At 53.1% G+C, this 16,451-nt stretch carries 15 protein-coding genes; 5 read left to right on the forward strand and 10 right to left on the reverse strand.

What is annotated here, in order from left to right:
* Nucleotides 1-37 precede the first annotated feature (37 nt).
* Nucleotides 38-1,057: an amidase domain-containing protein gene (locus KQI79_RS14795; RefSeq protein WP_216539031.1), complete on the reverse strand. Its 1,020-nt coding sequence runs from the start codon at nucleotides 1,055-1,057 to the stop codon at nucleotides 38-40.
* Between the two features lie 258 nt (nucleotides 1,058-1,315).
* Between KQI79_RS14795 and acnA the strand changes: the two genes are divergently transcribed.
* Nucleotides 1,316-4,027 carry an aconitate hydratase AcnA gene (gene acnA / locus KQI79_RS14800; protein ID WP_216539032.1) on the forward strand — a complete coding sequence of 904 codons (2,712 nt, stop codon included), beginning with the start codon at nucleotides 1,316-1,318 and terminating at the stop codon, nucleotides 4,025-4,027.
* A 438-nt stretch (nucleotides 4,028-4,465) separates the two neighbouring features.
* Here the strand turns inward: acnA and KQI79_RS14805 are convergent, their stop codons facing one another.
* On the reverse strand, nucleotides 4,466-4,864 hold the full coding sequence (locus KQI79_RS14805; RefSeq protein WP_216539033.1) for a DoxX family protein: 399 nt from the start codon (nucleotides 4,862-4,864) through the stop codon (nucleotides 4,466-4,468).
* 261 nt (nucleotides 4,865-5,125) lie between these two features.
* Between KQI79_RS14805 and KQI79_RS14810 the strand changes: the two genes are divergently transcribed.
* Nucleotides 5,126-5,434, forward strand: coding sequence for a winged helix-turn-helix transcriptional regulator (locus KQI79_RS14810; protein WP_216539034.1), 309 nt, complete (start codon nucleotides 5,126-5,128; stop codon nucleotides 5,432-5,434).
* Nucleotides 5,435-5,549: 115 nt separating this feature from the next.
* Here KQI79_RS14810 and KQI79_RS14815 read toward each other — a convergent pair whose 3' ends face one another.
* Nucleotides 5,550-6,302: an IclR family transcriptional regulator gene (locus KQI79_RS14815; protein ID WP_216539035.1), complete on the reverse strand. Its 753-nt coding sequence runs from the start codon at nucleotides 6,300-6,302 to the stop codon at nucleotides 5,550-5,552.
* A gap of 328 nt (nucleotides 6,303-6,630) precedes the next feature.
* Between KQI79_RS14815 and KQI79_RS14820 the strand changes: the two genes are divergently transcribed.
* Together KQI79_RS14820 and KQI79_RS14825 are read left to right on the forward strand one after the other, a co-directional pair.
* On the forward strand, nucleotides 6,631-7,611 hold the full coding sequence (locus tag KQI79_RS14820) for an alpha/beta hydrolase (RefSeq protein WP_216539036.1): 981 nt from the start codon (nucleotides 6,631-6,633) through the stop codon (nucleotides 7,609-7,611).
* 133 nt (nucleotides 7,612-7,744) lie between these two features.
* A complete protein-coding gene (locus KQI79_RS14825) occupies nucleotides 7,745-9,004 on the forward strand; it encodes a Fe-Mn family superoxide dismutase (RefSeq protein ID WP_216539037.1) in 1,260 nt (419 codons plus the stop codon).
* A 54-nt stretch (nucleotides 9,005-9,058) separates the two neighbouring features.
* Here the strand turns inward: KQI79_RS14825 and folE are convergent, their stop codons facing one another.
* The 7 genes from folE to KQI79_RS14860 form a co-directional block, all read right to left on the reverse strand.
* A complete protein-coding gene (gene folE, locus KQI79_RS14830; protein ID WP_216539038.1) occupies nucleotides 9,059-9,652 on the reverse strand; it encodes a GTP cyclohydrolase I FolE in 594 nt (197 codons plus the stop codon).
* 24 nt (nucleotides 9,653-9,676) lie between these two features.
* The gene (locus tag KQI79_RS14835) at nucleotides 9,677-9,883 is read right to left on the reverse strand and encodes a YneF family protein (RefSeq protein ID WP_216539039.1); all 207 of its coding nucleotides are present in this window, start codon (nucleotides 9,881-9,883) and stop codon (nucleotides 9,677-9,679) included.
* An 81-nt stretch (nucleotides 9,884-9,964) separates the two neighbouring features.
* Nucleotides 9,965-11,653, reverse strand: a complete 1,689-nt coding sequence (queG, locus tag KQI79_RS14840; RefSeq protein WP_216539040.1) for a tRNA epoxyqueuosine(34) reductase QueG — start codon at nucleotides 11,651-11,653, stop codon at nucleotides 9,965-9,967.
* 293 nt (nucleotides 11,654-11,946) lie between these two features.
* A complete protein-coding gene (gene rnhA / locus KQI79_RS14845) occupies nucleotides 11,947-12,384 on the reverse strand; it encodes a ribonuclease HI (protein WP_216539041.1) in 438 nt (145 codons plus the stop codon).
* A complete protein-coding gene (locus KQI79_RS14850) occupies nucleotides 12,381-12,938 on the reverse strand; it encodes a DUF402 domain-containing protein (RefSeq protein ID WP_216539042.1) in 558 nt (185 codons plus the stop codon). Before KQI79_RS14850 ends, rnhA begins: the two co-directional genes overlap by 4 nt.
* Nucleotides 12,939-13,025: 87 nt before the next feature.
* Nucleotides 13,026-13,448: a GNAT family N-acetyltransferase gene (locus tag KQI79_RS14855; protein ID WP_216539043.1), complete on the reverse strand. Its 423-nt coding sequence runs from the start codon at nucleotides 13,446-13,448 to the stop codon at nucleotides 13,026-13,028.
* Between the two features lie 271 nt (nucleotides 13,449-13,719).
* On the reverse strand, nucleotides 13,720-15,504 hold the full coding sequence (locus tag KQI79_RS14860) for a peptidase G2 autoproteolytic cleavage domain-containing protein (RefSeq protein ID WP_253298163.1): 1,785 nt from the start codon (nucleotides 15,502-15,504) through the stop codon (nucleotides 13,720-13,722).
* Between the two features lie 220 nt (nucleotides 15,505-15,724).
* Between KQI79_RS14860 and KQI79_RS14865 the strand changes: the two genes are divergently transcribed.
* On the forward strand, nucleotides 15,725-16,339 hold the full coding sequence (locus KQI79_RS14865) for a superoxide dismutase (RefSeq protein WP_216539044.1): 615 nt from the start codon (nucleotides 15,725-15,727) through the stop codon (nucleotides 16,337-16,339).
* The last annotated feature ends 112 nt before the right edge of the window (nucleotides 16,340-16,451 follow it).

Genomic DNA, 16,451 nt, shown 5'->3' on the forward strand with positions numbered 1-16,451 from the left:
AACCTCCGCAATGCGTAATTATTTGATATCGAATTTGTCAAAACTGATCTGCAATATGAAAAAAACGGTATTTCGTTTGATCCGTCCAAGCGTAGGAATCGCGGTAATCCCAATATCGATGGCGGCTGCTGGTCGTCCGCGCGTTCACTAGCGGCATGCCTCCCGCGTCGAACGCGGTTACGATGACGCTATGCTGATAGTGGCCGTTGCCGTCCCAATCATAGAGGATGACGTCGCCAAGCTGCAGCTCTTCCGGGCCGCTTACGGCTTCCGCGCGCAAATGGGTTCGGCTGGCACTGAGATATGCTTGCAAGCTGTTCGAGACCGCCCAGCTAAAGCTCCATTCTTCGCGCCCGTTGATCCGGCCTTTATACCACCAGCCCGATTCCCTTCTACCAGTATAGTAGATTGGGGCCCCGCCTGCAAAGAGACATTGTGAAACAAAATTGGTGCAATCGACTTCAAACGTAAGAAAATCCGGATTCGGCTCGTTCCACCATTGGTCCGCATATTGCACGGCCCGCTGCCGGTAATAAGGTATAGCCCGGGACGATTTGGCAAAACCTAGTACATCCATATTTAAATAAGGCACGGACTGGGCTTTTAGGGGTTCTTCCTGCAGTTCGGCTGCGGCCGGTACGGCGATCGACGGAGCGTGAACCATCACGGGATGCCTCTCCGGCACGGCCGTTTCGACCCGGGTGACGAGCCAGGCTTGCCCGTCGCGGCTTAACGTGAGGCGTTCCCGTTCCAATCGTTCCTCCATATGGGTTATATTACGTTTCTCATAATACCGCCGGATATGAAATTCAAGATCGACGACAACCTCCCCGTCCCCTTCCCTCGTCCGCAGCAGCTTCGTGCGCGTTTCGCTGCGCAGCGGCACCGATGCGCGCTCCCTGTACCATCTCTCAAGCAATTGCATCCGTTCGCTTTTGCGCATCACATGATCCAGGTCGGTGACGATCGGGTTAACTGCTTGCGGCCGATAATCGACCTCCGAGCGATTGTATTGATTAACGTACATATATAATGTGTTTTTCCATTCCCGCTGCATCGCTCCCCCTCCTTCTAGACAAGCTAAAAACGACTTTGTTCAATATATGAAATATATGAAAGAAGAGGCGTTTCCATGAACAAAAAATAGCCGGGCGCAGCTACTCCCATTAACCGATTGCCTTTCCGCAAAAAAATCTTTACCCCTCCGAGGAAAGACGCTATAATAAAAGTAGTTATTATTTTGAAATCGAGTTTCATCTAGTGAAACAAAAACGATTCCAAAGCAAAACCATGATACAGAAGGAGGCGCATCAACATGTCTAAGAAAGACCACTTCTCCGCGGCAAAGGAACTGCAGGTCGGCGGCAAATCGTACCGCTACTACAGTCTGCAAAGCCTCGAAGAACAAGGATTAGGCAACATTTCCAAACTTCCGTTCTCCATTAAAGTGTTATTGGAAGCGGCGGTTCGTCAATTCGACGGCAGAGCGATTACGAACGAGCATGTGAAACAGATCGCCGGCTGGGCGGAAGGCCGCGACGATAACAAAGAAATTCCGTTTATTCCCGCACGCATCGTGCTGCAGGACTTCACCGGCGTGCCGGTTGTCGTAGACCTGGCGGCAATGCGCGATACGGTCAAAAAAGCGGGCGGCGACCCGAAACAAATCAACCCGCTCGTACCGGTCGACCTCGTCATCGACCACTCGGTCATGGTTGACGCGTTCGGTTCCAAGGAAGCGCTGGAATACAATATGAACGTTGAGTTCGAGCGCAACGAAGAGCGTTATCGTTTCCTCCGCTGGGCGCAAACGGCGTTCAACAATTTCCGCGCCGTTCCTCCGGCGACGGGAATCGTGCACCAAGTAAACTTGGAATACCTCGCATCGGTCGCCGCGACGAAATCGGTTGACGGCGTGACGGAAGTATATCCGGATTCGCTCGTCGGCACGGACTCGCATACGACGATGATCAACGGCCTTGGCGTCGTAGGTTGGGGCGTCGGCGGCATCGAGGCGGAAGCCGGCATGCTCGGGCAGCCGCTCTATTTCGTGACGCCGGAAGTCATCGGCTTCAAATTGACGGGCCGCCTGGCCGAAGGCTCGACGGCAACCGACCTTGCTCTGACCGTAACGGAATTGCTGCGGAAGAAAGGCGTCGTCGGCAAATTCGTAGAATTTTACGGCCCTGGCCTCAGCAATATCAGCTTGGCGGACCGCGCAACGGTTGCCAATATGGCTCCGGAATACGGCGCGACGATCGGGTTCTTCCCGGTCGACAGCGAGACGCTGAACTATTTGCGCAGCACCGGACGCTCCGAAGAGCAAATCGCGCTTGTGGAGCAATATTACAAAGCGCAGAACATGTTCCGTACGGACGATACGCCGGACCCTGTCTTCACCGACGTCATCGAGCTTGATCTCGGATCGATCGTACCGAGCCTCGCCGGTCCGAAACGTCCGCAAGATCGCGTGGAATTGACGGCGATGAAAGAATCGTTCAACAGCATCATCCGTACCCCGATCGATAAGGGCGGATACGGCTTAAGCGAAGACAACATCGCGCAAACGGTCGAAGTGAAGCATCCGAACGGCGAAACGAGCCGCCTTGGCACCGGCGCCGTCGTCATCGCAGCGATTACGAGCTGCACCAATACGTCCAACCCAAGCGTTATGCTTGGCGCAGGCTTGGTGGCGAAAAAGGCGGTCGAGCGCGGTTTGAAAAAACCGGGATACGTCAAAAGCAGCTTGACGCCGGGATCGCTCGTCGTTACCGAATACTTGATCAAAGCCGGCCTGCTCGAGCCGCTCGAAGCGCTCGGTTTCCACGTGGCCGGATACGGCTGCGCGACTTGCATCGGCAACTCCGGTCCGTTGCCGGATGAAGTCGGCCAAGCGATCGCCGACAACGATATGACGGTTGCTGCCGTTCTGTCCGGCAACCGGAACTTCGAAGGCCGCGTTCACGCGCAGGTGAAAGCGAACTATCTCGCCTCGCCTCCGCTCGTCGTCGCTTACGCGCTTGCGGGAACGGTCAATATCGACCTTGCCAACGAGCCGATCGGCTACGATCAGAACGACCAACCGGTCTTCTTGAAAGATATTTGGCCGACTTCGCAAGAGATTCAAGAAGCGATTCAAACGGCCGTAAGCCCGGATATGTTCCGCGCGAAGTACGAAAACGTGTTTACGCAAAACGAACGATGGAACCAAATCGATGTGCCGCAAGGCGAGTTGTACGAATGGGATGCGAAGTCGACGTACATTCAAAATCCGCCGTTCTTCGAAAACTTGGGCACGAACTTGAACGATATTCAAGAAATTCGCAACGCCAAAGTATTGGCCTTGCTCGGCGATTCGGTTACGACCGACCATATCTCGCCTGCAGGCAACATTAAAGTCGACAGCCCGGCCGGTTCGTATTTGATCGAGCATGGCGTGAAGAGACAGGACTTCAACTCCTACGGCTCCCGCCGCGGCAACCATGAAGTCATGATGCGCGGAACATTCGCGAATATCCGGATCCGCAACCAAGTGGCTCCGGGTACGGAAGGCGGCGTAACGACCTATCTGCCTGCCGATGAAGTGATGTCGATTTACGACGCTTCGATGAAATATCAAGATCGGAACACCGATCTTGTCGTCATCGCCGGCAAAGAGTACGGAACGGGCAGCTCGCGCGACTGGGCGGCGAAAGGAACGTTCTTGCTCGGCATCAAAGCGGTTATCGCCGAAAGCTTCGAGCGTATTCACCGCAGCAACCTGGTCGGCATGGGCGTACTGCCGCTGCAATTCCAGGACGGCCAAAGCTGGAAATCGCTCGGCATTACCGGCCGCGAAACGTTCGACATTCTCGGCTTGAACAACGACGTACAGCCTGGCCAAACGTTGAAAGTCATCGCTACCCGCGAAGACGGCAGCAGCTTCGAGTTCAACGTAACTGCGCGGCTTGACAGCATGGTCGACGTGGATTACTACCATAACGGCGGCATTCTGCAAACCGTGTTGCGCCAAATGATCGCACAATAACGCATAATACCCGGGGGGTGATCAGCCTCCCGGGTTTTGTTTTGTCCGCCCTCCGCAAACGATGAAGCTATCCGCTTATCCGGCGCGTTTTCACGGCTCCAAAACAGGATCTCGGACACAGGAGACGCTAATTGTGACAAAAGGCTCGATTTGGGACAGTTTGCGGACATACGATCCTTTATTCGCGATAAAAGCGTAAAAATAAGCCCTTCAACGAAGGAATAACGGAACCAGTGTCCGCCTAAACAGCGAATATGCGGTTTTGACGCGAAATAACGGCCCTGCGGTCCGGATACCAATTCTCCGATGCAACGCTAGTGCGCAAAACGAGAAAAACAAGCTAGCATAGCTGGATTTTTGCAACTGCTGTAGAAGAGGGCGAGCGATCCCATACTCCAAGAAAAAAGGCCGCCCGTTTCCGCGGACGACCCTCTCCCCTTATTTCAACAGAGCGTCGATCGAGTACGCTCCTGCGCCGGTCAGCGCAATGCCGACAGCGACAACGAGCAGGACGAGATCGTATTCGAAACCGCCTTGCGTGATCCACAAGCCTTTCGCGCCGTTCGACTTGAAAATCGCCCCCAGCATGACGATGACGATCAACGCCGAACCGACCGGAAGCCATAACCCCGCTCCAAACAGCAAGCCTCCCACTAATTCCGCAAGCCCGACGAACACCACCATCGGTACGCCCGGCTTGATGCCGATCGATTCGAACCAGCCCGCCGTCCCTTTCACGCCGTATCCGCCAAACCATCCGAACAATTTTTGCGTCCCATGACCGATAAACAGCAGACCGATTACTACCCGAACAATCAACAAACCTATATCCGCCATCTTGACCATCCTTTCATCTATTTTACTTTAATTTAATATGTTACTTACTTTTTATAATATACTTAATTAACTCACTTATGTCAAGTAACTATTAATATGAATATTTTGAGAATGGAAATTTAGAACAGCCAATTATACTAATATAATTAAAGTAACTTATAAAAAGTTGATATTCACTTACTTTTTTTACTCTACTATGATAAAATAAAAAACAAGATGTAAAATCGTTGCTTCGAAAAGTCCCGAAAGGTGTGATTGGAAATGGATTACTCAAAAATGTGCCCGAAATACGAATCTGCCATGGATGTGCTCGGCAAGAAATGGACAGGTTTAATCGTGCGTGTGCTGCTTGACGGACCGAAGCGTTTCAAAGACATTAAACATCAAATCCCGGAAATGAGCGATAAAATGTTGACGGACCGCATTAAAGAGCTGGAAGCAGGCGGAATTCTTCAACGGAACGTCTACCCCGAGACTCCCGTTCGGATCGAATACGAATTAACCGAGAAAGGGCAAGCCTTGGAGCCGATTATCGAGAAAATTCAAGCATGGGGCGATAAATGGATGTAACAGCGCCTACAACAAAAAGCCGGTGCAGCTCGAACAAATCGAGCGCATCGGCTTTTCTTATCGTTTGACAGCTATTTCGTTCCGTTGAACGTTTTTAACCCTTTTTTATTATTTTTTAAGCGTTCCGGCTCAACATTTTGCCCATCCGGTCCGCCGCTTCGATCACGATCGGGGCATGCTGCCGCAATGTCTCGAGAGACAGCCTGTTTACCGGTCCGGATACGGATAACGCGCCGTACAATCGGCCCGAACGGTCGAAGATCGGCGTCGAGACGGCGGCGGCCCCCGTTTCGCGCTCCTCGATGCTTGTGGCATAGCCTGCCGACCGGATGCCGGACAATTGCTCCGTATAGTGGTCCCTCTCCGCGGCCGATGTCCATGGGAATTCGTCGATAAGTTCCTGCCGCTCCTCCGGCTCCGCGAAAGCGACCAACACTTTGCTCGACGCGCCGACGTTCAAAGGCAGCCTTACCCCTACCGGCGCAACGCGGCGTATCGCCTGATTGCTCTGTACGGCTTGAATGCGGATCCGTTCTTTGCCGTCCCGCAAATATAAACTGACCGTTTCGCCCAGCAGATCGCGCAGCCGCTCCATCTCAGGCAGCAGCAGCACCGCGGGATCGCCGGCTTGCGACAAGCCCGCCGACAGTTCCCAAATGCGAAAACCGAGCCGGTATTTGTCCGTCGCCCCGTCGCGAATGACGAATCCTTTCTCCTCCAGCGTCGTCAGCAGGCGATGCGCCGTACTTTTATGCAATCCGATCTTGCCGGAGATTTCCGTTAGGCTCAAATCTTTGCCCGACGTAAAGCACATTAATATATCCAAAGCCCGTTCGACCGCACGAACCGTTAGCTTACGATCCTCCATCGGCGATACCTCCGTTTCCCATCTATAAGATCGGGTAAAATTCCAAATTCACTCTATGCAAATAGTTTCATAGAATGAAACCTCGTTACGTACAGTATAACCTAATTTCGAATCCCGCGTAAAGTGCGAAGACCAAATAACCGGCTTGCCGCAGCGAAATATTGCACCAATTTTTCTATATTACAAGTAGATTACAAACACCTTACAATTCGACAATTTCCGTTGACCGGGACGTTGGAGCATCATACTATAGTACTACTATCATCTGCAGCGCTTTCAAATGAACGCAGTTTAGCGAACCATCATCATAGAATCGGGGGAAACGGTTATGAGCACATCGACATTGACAAACGTACCGCTGCAAGGCAATCTCCTCGGCAATTTGCCTGTTGTCGCCAAACGCAGAAAGCCTTTGAAACATTTGCTTGTCGCTCTGCTTCTATCGATGTTGTTTTTCATCATCTTCTGTTTTATGGCGCTGCACGGATTTATCGTTCTGCTGCTCTCCAATCCGCACACCGCTGCGATCGTCTCGAATCCTTATCAGGAAAAAGGCCTGCAGTATGAAAATATCGTTTTTCCCGCTATCGATCATAGCACCGATTTGAACGGATGGTATATTCCTGCGGATCAATCGAAACGAACCATTGTATTCAGCCACGGATACGGCACGAACCGCGAGGAACCGTGGGTCAAAGTCTACGATCTGGCCCAATTCGCCCATCGCTTGAATTACAACGTCATCCTGTTCGATTACGGCTTCGCTTCCGCTACGCATAAAACGGCGGCCACCGGCGGCAAGACGGAAAGCCGGCAATTGCTCGGCGCCGTTCATTACGCGAAGCAGCGAGGAGCCGAGCAAGTTCTCGTATGGGGCTTCTCCATGGGCGCCGGCACTGCGCTGCAAGCCGCCCTGCAAACGGACGAGATCGACGCGATGATATTGGACAGCATGTTCTTGCCCGAACCGGATACGATTTATCATAACATTGAGCAATATATCGATTTGCCCCGCGACCTTTCGATAACGATGCTGCGTTTGTTTTTCCCGTTGCTCAGCGGAACCGGACTGCAGCAAATTCCTTACGAGCAAGTGAAACATACCGACTACCCGATGCCGATTTTGTTCATTCACGGCACGAGAGACGATAAGGCGCCGTACACGATCGCCGAGCAAATCGCCGCCAATCAAACGAATCCTTCCTCCGGCGTATGGATTGCCGAGGATGCGCTGCATGAAATGATTTTCCAGCAAAACGCCCGGCAATATTTGAGCAGAACGGCCAGCTTCTTGAGCAGCATCCATTAACGCACTTCGAATAAGCGGCTCCGCGATCTCATTCGCGTGCGCGCATAAGAAACGACATGGATTAGGACATAGGACATGGACCTCCTTGAATATAGTAGTAAGTAGAAACGTTACGTAGAGGAGGTTCGTGCCTATGCTGCAAGTATATGGCGCATTGATGCCCGTGCGCTTGCTGGAAGAGATCCGGTTTTGGAAGACGCAGGAAAAAGAGCATACATCCGTCATTACCGCCATTATCCCTAATCTGGAACAACCGTTTGTGAACCTGATGCGCGAGTGGGAAAACGTGTTCGACAAAACCGAACAAGCTGCGCAAGCCTATCTTGACGCCGCCCTACAGGCGCCCGCACAGATCGGCCCGCAGTTTAAAGCGCAAATCAACGATCTGCTGCGCGTTTCCTGCGAGCAATCGAATCGATTTATCGCCCACCTGCGACATATCGAGCGCACCAGCCAGGCGGTCAAACAAGTCCCTCTCGCTCCGACGGTATTGGAACATATTATCCGGGAATCGGAATACTTCTTGAACGTGTTGCAGACGCTCACTCATCTCGACGCCAGGGAAGGCGATCTGCGCGGCGAGCGGCAGGAAGACGGCATGCCTTGGAACGAACGGGCGCCGGAGGAGAGCAGAGCCGACAACAACCCTTCTTCATCCCAAGACGAACCGGGCGGAAATGAGACAACGGGGGACGGGGCGCCGGTCAATGAGGTGGAACGCGGCGATTTGCTCAGCTGGACGGACGCCTTGGATATGAACGGCAAGCCGGTACCGATCGGCGGACATCAATTGCCGCCTTTGCCGTATCCGTATAACGCCTTGGAGCCGTATATCGATGAAGCGACGATGCGCATCCACCACGACAAGCATCACAAAAGCTATGTCGACGGACTGAACAAAGCCGAACGGGCGCTGCTGGAAGCGAGAAAGAGCGGCAATTTCGATCTGATTAAACATTGGGAAGGCGAGCTGGCTTTCCATGGGGCGGGGCATTATTTACATACGATCTTCTGGAATGTGATGAGCCCGAAAGGCGGCGGCACGCCATCCGGGCCTTTGGCTGCGCAAATCAAGCAGGATTTCGGCAGCTACGAACAGTTCAAGGCGCAATTTACCGAAGCGGCCGATAAGACCGAGGGCGGAGGATGGGCGATCCTCGTCTGGAGCCCGCGCAGTTGGCGTTTGGAAATTTTGCAAGCCGAAAAACATCAGAACCGGACGCAATGGGACGTCATTCCGCTGCTTCCGCTCGATGTATGGGAGCACTCTTATTACTTGAAGCATCAGAACAACCGGGCCGCCTATATTCAAGACTGGTGGAACGTCGTCTACTGGCCGTACGTTGCCGACCGGTTCAGCAAAGCCAAGAAACTGAAGTGGATTCCGTATTGATAAGTAAGGAATCTAAGGCAAAAGGGACGGCGCGCCGCACCGTCCCTAACTGTTTCATTGCTTGATCAACGATAAAAATTCGGCGCGGAGCGCGGAGTCTTCGCGGAAACGGCCGCGAATTCCGGACGTAACCGTTTTGCTGCCCGGTTTCTTCACGCCGCGGGCGCACATGCATAAATGCTCTCCTTCCACCACAACCATAACGCCGTGCGGCTGAAGCACTTCCTCCATCGTATCCGCAATTTGCGATGTAATCCGTTCCTGCACCTGGAGGCGGCGCGTAACCGCTTCGACCAATCGCGCCAATTTGCTCAAACCGGCTATTTTCCCGCTCGGAATATATCCGATATGCACTTTGCCGAAGAACGGCGCCGTATGATGCTCGCACTGGCTGTAATATACGATGTCCTTGACGATAACGAGTTCTTCATGCTGTTCGTCGAACGTGACGCCGAGCACTTCGCGCGGATCGACGCTGTATCCTGCGTAAATCTCCTCGTACATTCTGGCTACGCGTTCCGGGGTTTCCAACAAACCTTCACGATCCGGGTTCTCGCCGATCAACCGCAAAATTTCCCTCACGTGATATTCGATTTGTTCATGATTTTCCGCTGCGTGCAAGTTTTTGTAATCTTTAACTCCTGCCACTGGCTCCCCTCCTAACAATTCGCGTTATTTGAATTTTTTGTTCTTCATCATTTGCTGAGCGCGCTGCATTTGCTTGTTGTTCAAGTTGTAACCCATTTGCTTCGCCATTTTGGCAAGCATGTCCGGATCGCTTTGCATTTTGGTCAACTGCCTGCGCAAATAGAATACGCCAATAATAAACCCGAGCACTAAACCGACAACCAGCGTGATAATCGGAATAATATAATTCATTATGCGTCACCCTTTGTTCACTTGATAATTGTTCCATTCGATAAAAACTATCATAGCACGTCCGTTCGCCTATGACAAACATCACAGCCGTTCGAGCGCCAGCAATGTTTCTTTCTTATCCAAACCTCCGCCGTATCCGACCATTTGGCCTCCCGCGCCGATGACGCGATGGCATGGAATAATAATGGGAATCGGGTTTTTGTTGTTGGCTCCGCCGACGGCGCGCACCGCCTTCGGATTGCCGATCCGCTCGGCGATGTGTTTATACGAACATACCTCGCCGTACGGAATTTCCGTCAACGCCCGCCAAACTTTGCGTTGAAATTCCGTCCCTTGCAAGTCGAGCGTCTCGAACGGCAAATCGAACGAATGCCGGCTTCCCGCAAAATATTGTTCCAATTGCTCGATAACGCCGCTCAATTTCCCCTGATTCATTATAAATTCCGCCTCGCCCCACCAACGCTGCGCCCAGCGTTCGAGCTCTTGCTTCCGTTCGGACACGGCGCCGAATTCGATATGGCATAACCCTTTGTCGGTCGCGCATAACGTAAGCGTGCCGATGGGGGAATCCATCTCGCCGTAAAATAACGTTTTCCCGGCGGCCCCCAGTTTCGCTCGTGCTTCTTGCACCGCCTCGAGCACTTCTTCGTTCTTTTCCTGTCCCAAGCTATCCGTCAATGCCCGCATCGACTCATCTCCTCCAATTTTCCCGAGCGCCCATGCGGCGGTTGCCCGCAATTCCGGCCGCGGGTCTTCCATAATCACCGTCCGCAAATGCGGAACGGCGCTGCGGTCTTTGAAATTGCCCAGGGCGATCACCGCATTGCGCTGGATCGGCTTCTTCCCCCGCCACGCGGCGGCGCTGCTGCCGAATCGTTCCTTGAATTCCTTGTTGCTCATGGAGAGCAGCGGGATAAGAAGCGGCTTGGCCAATTCCGGATCAGGCTGCAGTTCCGGCTGATGCGTCCAGTTCTTGCCGCGATTCTTCGGGCACACGATCTGGCAAGTGTCGCAGCCGTATAGCCGGTTGCCGATTTTGCGCATAAATTCGTCGCTCAGCGTATGCTTCGTTTGCGTCAAGAACGAGATGCATCGCTGCGCGTTCAATTGGCCCGGGCCGACAAGCGCGCCTGTCGGACAGGCGTCGATGCATGCGGTACAGTCCCCGCAATCGTCGGTGACCGGCTCGTCCGGCGGAAAAGGAATATTCGTGATCATCTCGCCGATATAAATCCACGAGCCCCATTCCGGCGATATAATCGAACAGTTCTTGCCGCTCCAGCCGATGCCGGCCCGCTCGGCAACCGCCCGATCGACCAGCGCCCCGGTATCGACCATGCTCTCCATCCGTGCGCCTTCGACCCGATCGCGTATAAACGTCTCCAATCGGGCCAGCCGATTGCGCAATACATGGTGATAATCTTCCCCCCATGCGGACCGGGCCAATATGCCGCGATACGCTCCGGGCTCCGACTTCGGCGGATTCGCCATCTTCGACGGGTAGGCGATCGCGATGGCGATCATCGATTGCGGTTCGCTCAAGCTTAGTTCGGGACGCACTCTTTTCTCGATATCCTTCTCCTCGAATCCGGATTCATGCCCTTTGGCCCGGTGTGCGAGCAGCCTTTGTCTCAACGTCTCAAACGGGGCGGCCGAGGCGAATCCGATTTGATCGATGCCAAGCTGCGGCGCGGCTCGCTTGATTTCTTCCTTCAATTGTCCCCAGTACCCGCTCTCCGTTCCCGCTTCCATCTTCTCCGGCTTCGTCATTCCACCCACCCCTTTTCCGTTCGCGCCACCTTGTTGCGCTTCGTTTTTTTACATAATAATAGGAAAGCATATCTCCCCTCCATTTGCAATGGGTGGAAAGATATGCTTTCGATTCGCGAAGCATATTTAAGAATTTTCATTCGTTAATAAGGTATATTCGTTCTCAAAAGCTTAAATTCACCCCAACTTCCCCCAAACTTAGACTCCTATTGGGTCGCTAATAAGGTACAATCGTACCTATTACCGCCCTAATCCCCTAATCCGACTCGCACCGGGAAACCGGCTGCCGGATCTCACGACAACCGCTTGATCGCTTCCCGCGCCAGCAAGTCGCAGCGATTGTTCAATTCATTGTCGCTATGGCCCTTCACTTTAATATATTCCACCTCATGGGTTCCCATTAAAGCCCATAGCTCCTTCCATAGATCCTGATTTTCGACAGGCTGGTTTTTGCTGTTCTTCCAACCGTTGCGCAGCCAGCCCCGGATCCATCCCTGCTTGAAGCAGTTCACGACATAGGCCGAGTCGCTGTAAACTTTGACCTTGCACGGCTCCTTCAACAGCTTCAACGCTTCGATGACGGCTTTAATTTCCATCCGATTGTTCGTCGTATCCCGCTCCCCGCCGGACAGCTCTTTGCGGTGACCGCCGTACATGAGAATAGCGCCCCATCCCCCGGGGCCGGGATTTCCGGAGCAAGCGCCGTCCGTATATAACGTAATTTCTTTCATTGCGATTCCCTCCAAGCCGAATAATAACGCAGCACGGCCTCATCCTGAAACGGCGCCAAGCCGCCCTCCATTCGCAGTTTCAATTGTTCGAGCCCATTCATCAATTTCCGCACCACAAGTTCGGGATACCGGTAATTGGCCCGGTTCTTTTCATATTCGTTCCAATCCAGCAGTTGAACTTGTCCATCCGGATGAAGCACGACATCCAGATCGTAATCGATATATGTAATGACATGATCGGCATCGCTTTTATAGGGCGGGGAAGCGATATTGCAATAATATCGGATTCCCGTATCTTCAACGAGCGCGACGACATTAAACCACATTTGCGGAATAAAAAAGGTTACCGCAGGCACTTTGCTGAACCAGCGCTTGCCGTCCGCTTCGACGATCGGCGTTTGGGAATTGATGGCGACGGTCATCGACTGTTCCGTATGGTCCGGTCCGAGCTCTTCTTCCGGGACGAGCCAGTTTTCCAGCCACATCCGGTGCAAACGGCCGTCATGCTTAAAGCTTTTAATCGTTAACGGTTGGTATCGGTTGTTTGTTTTCATATCAATAGAAAAACATATCTCCCCATCGTTTGCAATAGATGAAAAGATATGCTTCGTCTCCTTGCCAATCCTATAAGTGCAGAAATATTATCCAGCCACGATTCTTAATTTTTGAAAAGTTCGTAAAACATGCGCCGCCCCGTACCCCATCGCGGCATATAACGGCAACACCGGTTCGTTATGTTCGTCGCCCGCAATGCAAATGCGCGTTACTTTGCGTTGCAAGAATCTTTGCTGCAATGCGGAAATTAACGCCTTGCCGCTGCCTTGGCCGCGATACTTCGGATGAACCGCCAACCGGTAATAACAACCCTGGCTATTCTCAATCGTTCCGATAATAACGCCAACGAGAGCGTCATCCCGTTCATGCACCAACACTAGATCGCTATCGAGCGATAATTGTCTGGCAAATGCCTCCATCGTCTGCTCGTAGCACTCCTCCGACAACGATTCTTGCAACAGCTCCGTCACTTGAATGTAATCCGACAATTGAAAGGAACGAATACGCATGTTCTACTCCCCTTATGTTTATCTTATGTGATTTTCAAAAACTGAACTGACTGTCGTATGCCTTTTTTCAGCGATCTTTATAAAATACGACAAAAAACGATGAAATCCTCCTTTAATCTTAAAAAAACATTAATTTCCTCGCTTTTCCTCTTGAAAACGCTTCATTTTAAGCGCTTACATAAAAATGCCGGAACGCCGCCCTTCGGCATGACGATACTTATCCTATCTACATGGATAGACATGCAGGCGATGTTCCGACAGGTCGATTACATCAAATCATGAACGCGTACAACACTAAGATTTGATTCGGCCCGGTACGTTCCAACACGCGATAACCGGTAACGGCATTCGTAGCGATGCCTTGATCGTTCGGCCTGCAATATCCGTTGACCGGGCATGTCCCGTCATCCCGAACGAGCAATTTGCCCAGCAAGCCGACCGCAACCCATTCGGGCCTTTGCGATCGCGGAATATATTCGCGGGAAGGATCGAATGCCGGATTGACGACCGCTTCTCTTACTTTTCGCTCCGGTTTAATGACCACGCCGTATTCGTCTTGTTCGGCGGGATAGATTACCTCGCGCATGATCGTCCTGCCCCACTCGTCCCTCATAAATTTATGCTTCCAGCTTAATTCGGCCGCATCCCCTACAACTCCGGGCGTCGCGCTCGTAATCCCCAGAATATAAATATCCGAGGCCGTTGCCTTGCGGATCTTGCTTCCTTCCAAAGTGACGAAGTAGCCGACGTCGATCGGCCTGCCGTCGCAGGTTTCAAACATTTCCGCATAATCGGCCGCGCCTGTCACCCAACCGTTCTCGGCAATGCCCTGCCCCTGCGGCCCGGATATTTTGGCTGCCAAGTGCGGGGTTGTCCCTGTACCGTAAGCCAGATGCCATGAATACTCTTCATTCGCTTGGCCGTAGCGTCCCATAATATGCGCGCCGGTATAAAGGTTCGTATCCGTGCTTATTCCTTCGGCATGGGAACTGTTGCCGCTCGCGATCGTAGCGCTGCCCTCCGCATGCGACGCATCCCCGCTCGCCGTGGATTGATCTCCCTCGGCATGCGAAGCGATCCCGTATGCCTGCGTCGCCCTTCCTTCCGCGTGGCTGGCATATTCTCCCGCCACCGAGCGGTCGCCTTCGGCGTGCGAAGCAAAACCACCGGCAACCGTACGGTATCCTTCCGCATGGGAAACATCGCCTGCCGCGAGAGTCGGGCCATATCCGTATGCCTGATGGAACCCTCCCCCCTCGGCATGAGCTGCAGCGCCGCTGGCCGTATTCCGAACATCCAGAAATTCGTTGCCCCATCCTTCCACATGGGAATAATCCCCGCTCGCCAAAGTGAAAAATCCTTCCGCGTGGGAATAGCGGCCGCTGGCAATCGTTCTATAGCCTTCGGCATGAGAGCCTCTGCCGCCGGCGGCCGATCGTTCCCCTTCCGCATGCGAAGCTTCTCCCGTCGTCTCCGTCCCGACCCCTTCGGCATGCGAGTACGCGCCGCCGGCAACCGAGCCGGAGCCCTCGGCATGTGAACCTATTCCGACTGCCTCTGCTGAGTCGCCTTCCGCATGAGAAAATTCCCCTCGCGCCAGAGTGCTGTAACCTTCGGCATGCGAGCCCGTCCCGTCGGCTGAGGATAGTTGTCCTTCCGCATGGGCGAAGTCGCCGCCAGCGCTTGACCCAGATCCCTCCGCATGGGCAAAGTCGCCGGACGCGCCCGTGGCATTTCCTTCGGCATGCGCCCCAATCCCTTTGTCCGGGAACAAGCCTGCCATTGTTCCCAGACCTTCGGCATGCGTAAAGGCGGCCACCGCTCTGGTTCCGCTTCCCTCGGCATGCGAAGCCGTTCCGATGGCCCAAACATCGGCTCCCTCCGCATGCGCCGCCGGCCCGTATGTCAGCGTGGACAATCCTTCGGCATGCGATGCGGCAGCATGGGCGGCGGTAGCAATTCCTTCCGCATGTGCGGCCGTCCCGTCGGCGATCGTATCCCTTCCTTCCGCGTCCGCACATTGTCCCGGCGCGTTGCGATTGCATTCGTTTGACATTGCGATCATCCTTTCTTCTATTGGAAATGCTATATTGTATTCGCAACGCCTGTCCGGGAAGCGGCGACCGCGGTTTTCCCCTGTATAAACCGACGAAAACACGGCAATCCTAGTCGGGGAATGAAAAGCGTTCGACTTTTTAAACATTTATATTGATTTATTATGAAAAATAAGGTTTAATAAAATAGTGAAGACTACATATTTTGGGAGGTATTCAATTATGGCACATCAATTACCACCGTTACCTTATGCAAACAACGCGCTCGAACCGCACATTGACGAAACGACGATGATGATTCACCACGATCGTCACCACAACACTTATGTAACCAACTTGAACGCGGCGCTGGAGTCCGCTCCTGAATTGCAAAGCAAGAGCGTTGAAGATCTGATCGCCGATCTGAACAGCGTGCCGGAGAGCATCCGCACTGCCGTTCGCAACAACGGCGGCGGCCATGCGAACCACTCCTTGTTCTGGACGACGATCGGCCCGAACGCCGGCGGCGCTCCGACAGGCGCATTGGCCGAAGCGATCAACAACGAGCTTGGCGGCTTCGACAAGTTCAAAGAAGATTTCGCCAAAGCGGCTGCTACCCGTTTCGGCAGCGGTTGGGCATGGCTTGCCGTTGACCCTTCCGGCAAATTGAAAGTATATTCCTTGCCGAACCAAGACAATCCGATCATGGAAGGCGACACGCCAATCCTCGGGCTTGACGTTTGGGAGCATGCATATTACTTGAAATATCAAAACAAACGCCCTGACTACATTGCTGCGTTCTGGAACGTAGTCAACTGGGACGAAGTGGGCAAACGTTACGAAGCGGCGAAAAAATAAGACGTTTCGGCAAGAAGAAGGCTGCATCGCGAGTAGATGGATTCTACCGGATGCAGCCTTTTCACGTCTAACGGAAACAGGAGACTCTATTTGTACAAAATCGAGACTTTTC

Origin of the sequence: Paenibacillus sp. MSJ-34 (genome assembly GCF_018918005.1) — a bacterium.
Classification (GTDB): domain Bacteria; phylum Bacillota; class Bacilli; order Paenibacillales; family Paenibacillaceae; genus MSJ-34.

Excerpts from the sequence above, each read along its gene's own strand:
- KQI79_RS14795 (WP_216539031.1), bottom strand. The coding sequence starts at position 1,057 with ATGCAGCGGGAATGGAAAAACACATTATATATGTACGTTAATCAATAC.
- acnA (WP_216539032.1), top strand. The coding sequence starts at position 1,316 with ATGTCTAAGAAAGACCACTTCTCCGCGGCAAAGGAACTGCAGGTCGGC.
- KQI79_RS14805 (WP_216539033.1), bottom strand. The coding sequence starts at position 4,864 with ATGGCGGATATAGGTTTGTTGATTGTTCGGGTAGTAATCGGTCTGCTG.
- KQI79_RS14810 (WP_216539034.1), top strand. The coding sequence starts at position 5,126 with ATGGATTACTCAAAAATGTGCCCGAAATACGAATCTGCCATGGATGTG.
- KQI79_RS14815 (WP_216539035.1), bottom strand. The coding sequence starts at position 6,302 with ATGGAGGATCGTAAGCTAACGGTTCGTGCGGTCGAACGGGCTTTGGAT.
- KQI79_RS14820 (WP_216539036.1), top strand. The coding sequence starts at position 6,631 with ATGAGCACATCGACATTGACAAACGTACCGCTGCAAGGCAATCTCCTC.
- KQI79_RS14825 (WP_216539037.1), top strand. The coding sequence starts at position 7,745 with ATGCTGCAAGTATATGGCGCATTGATGCCCGTGCGCTTGCTGGAAGAG.
- KQI79_RS14835 (WP_216539039.1), bottom strand. The coding sequence starts at position 9,883 with ATGAATTATATTATTCCGATTATCACGCTGGTTGTCGGTTTAGTGCTC.
- queG (WP_216539040.1), bottom strand. The coding sequence starts at position 11,653 with ATGACGAAGCCGGAGAAGATGGAAGCGGGAACGGAGAGCGGGTACTGG.
- rnhA (WP_216539041.1), bottom strand. The coding sequence starts at position 12,384 with ATGAAAGAAATTACGTTATATACGGACGGCGCTTGCTCCGGAAATCCC.
- KQI79_RS14850 (WP_216539042.1), bottom strand. The coding sequence starts at position 12,938 with ATGAAAACAAACAACCGATACCAACCGTTAACGATTAAAAGCTTTAAG.
- KQI79_RS14855 (WP_216539043.1), bottom strand. The coding sequence starts at position 13,448 with ATGCGTATTCGTTCCTTTCAATTGTCGGATTACATTCAAGTGACGGAG.
- KQI79_RS14860 (WP_253298163.1), bottom strand. The coding sequence starts at position 15,504 with ATGTCAAACGAATGCAATCGCAACGCGCCGGGACAATGTGCGGACGCG.
- KQI79_RS14865 (WP_216539044.1), top strand. The coding sequence starts at position 15,725 with ATGGCACATCAATTACCACCGTTACCTTATGCAAACAACGCGCTCGAA.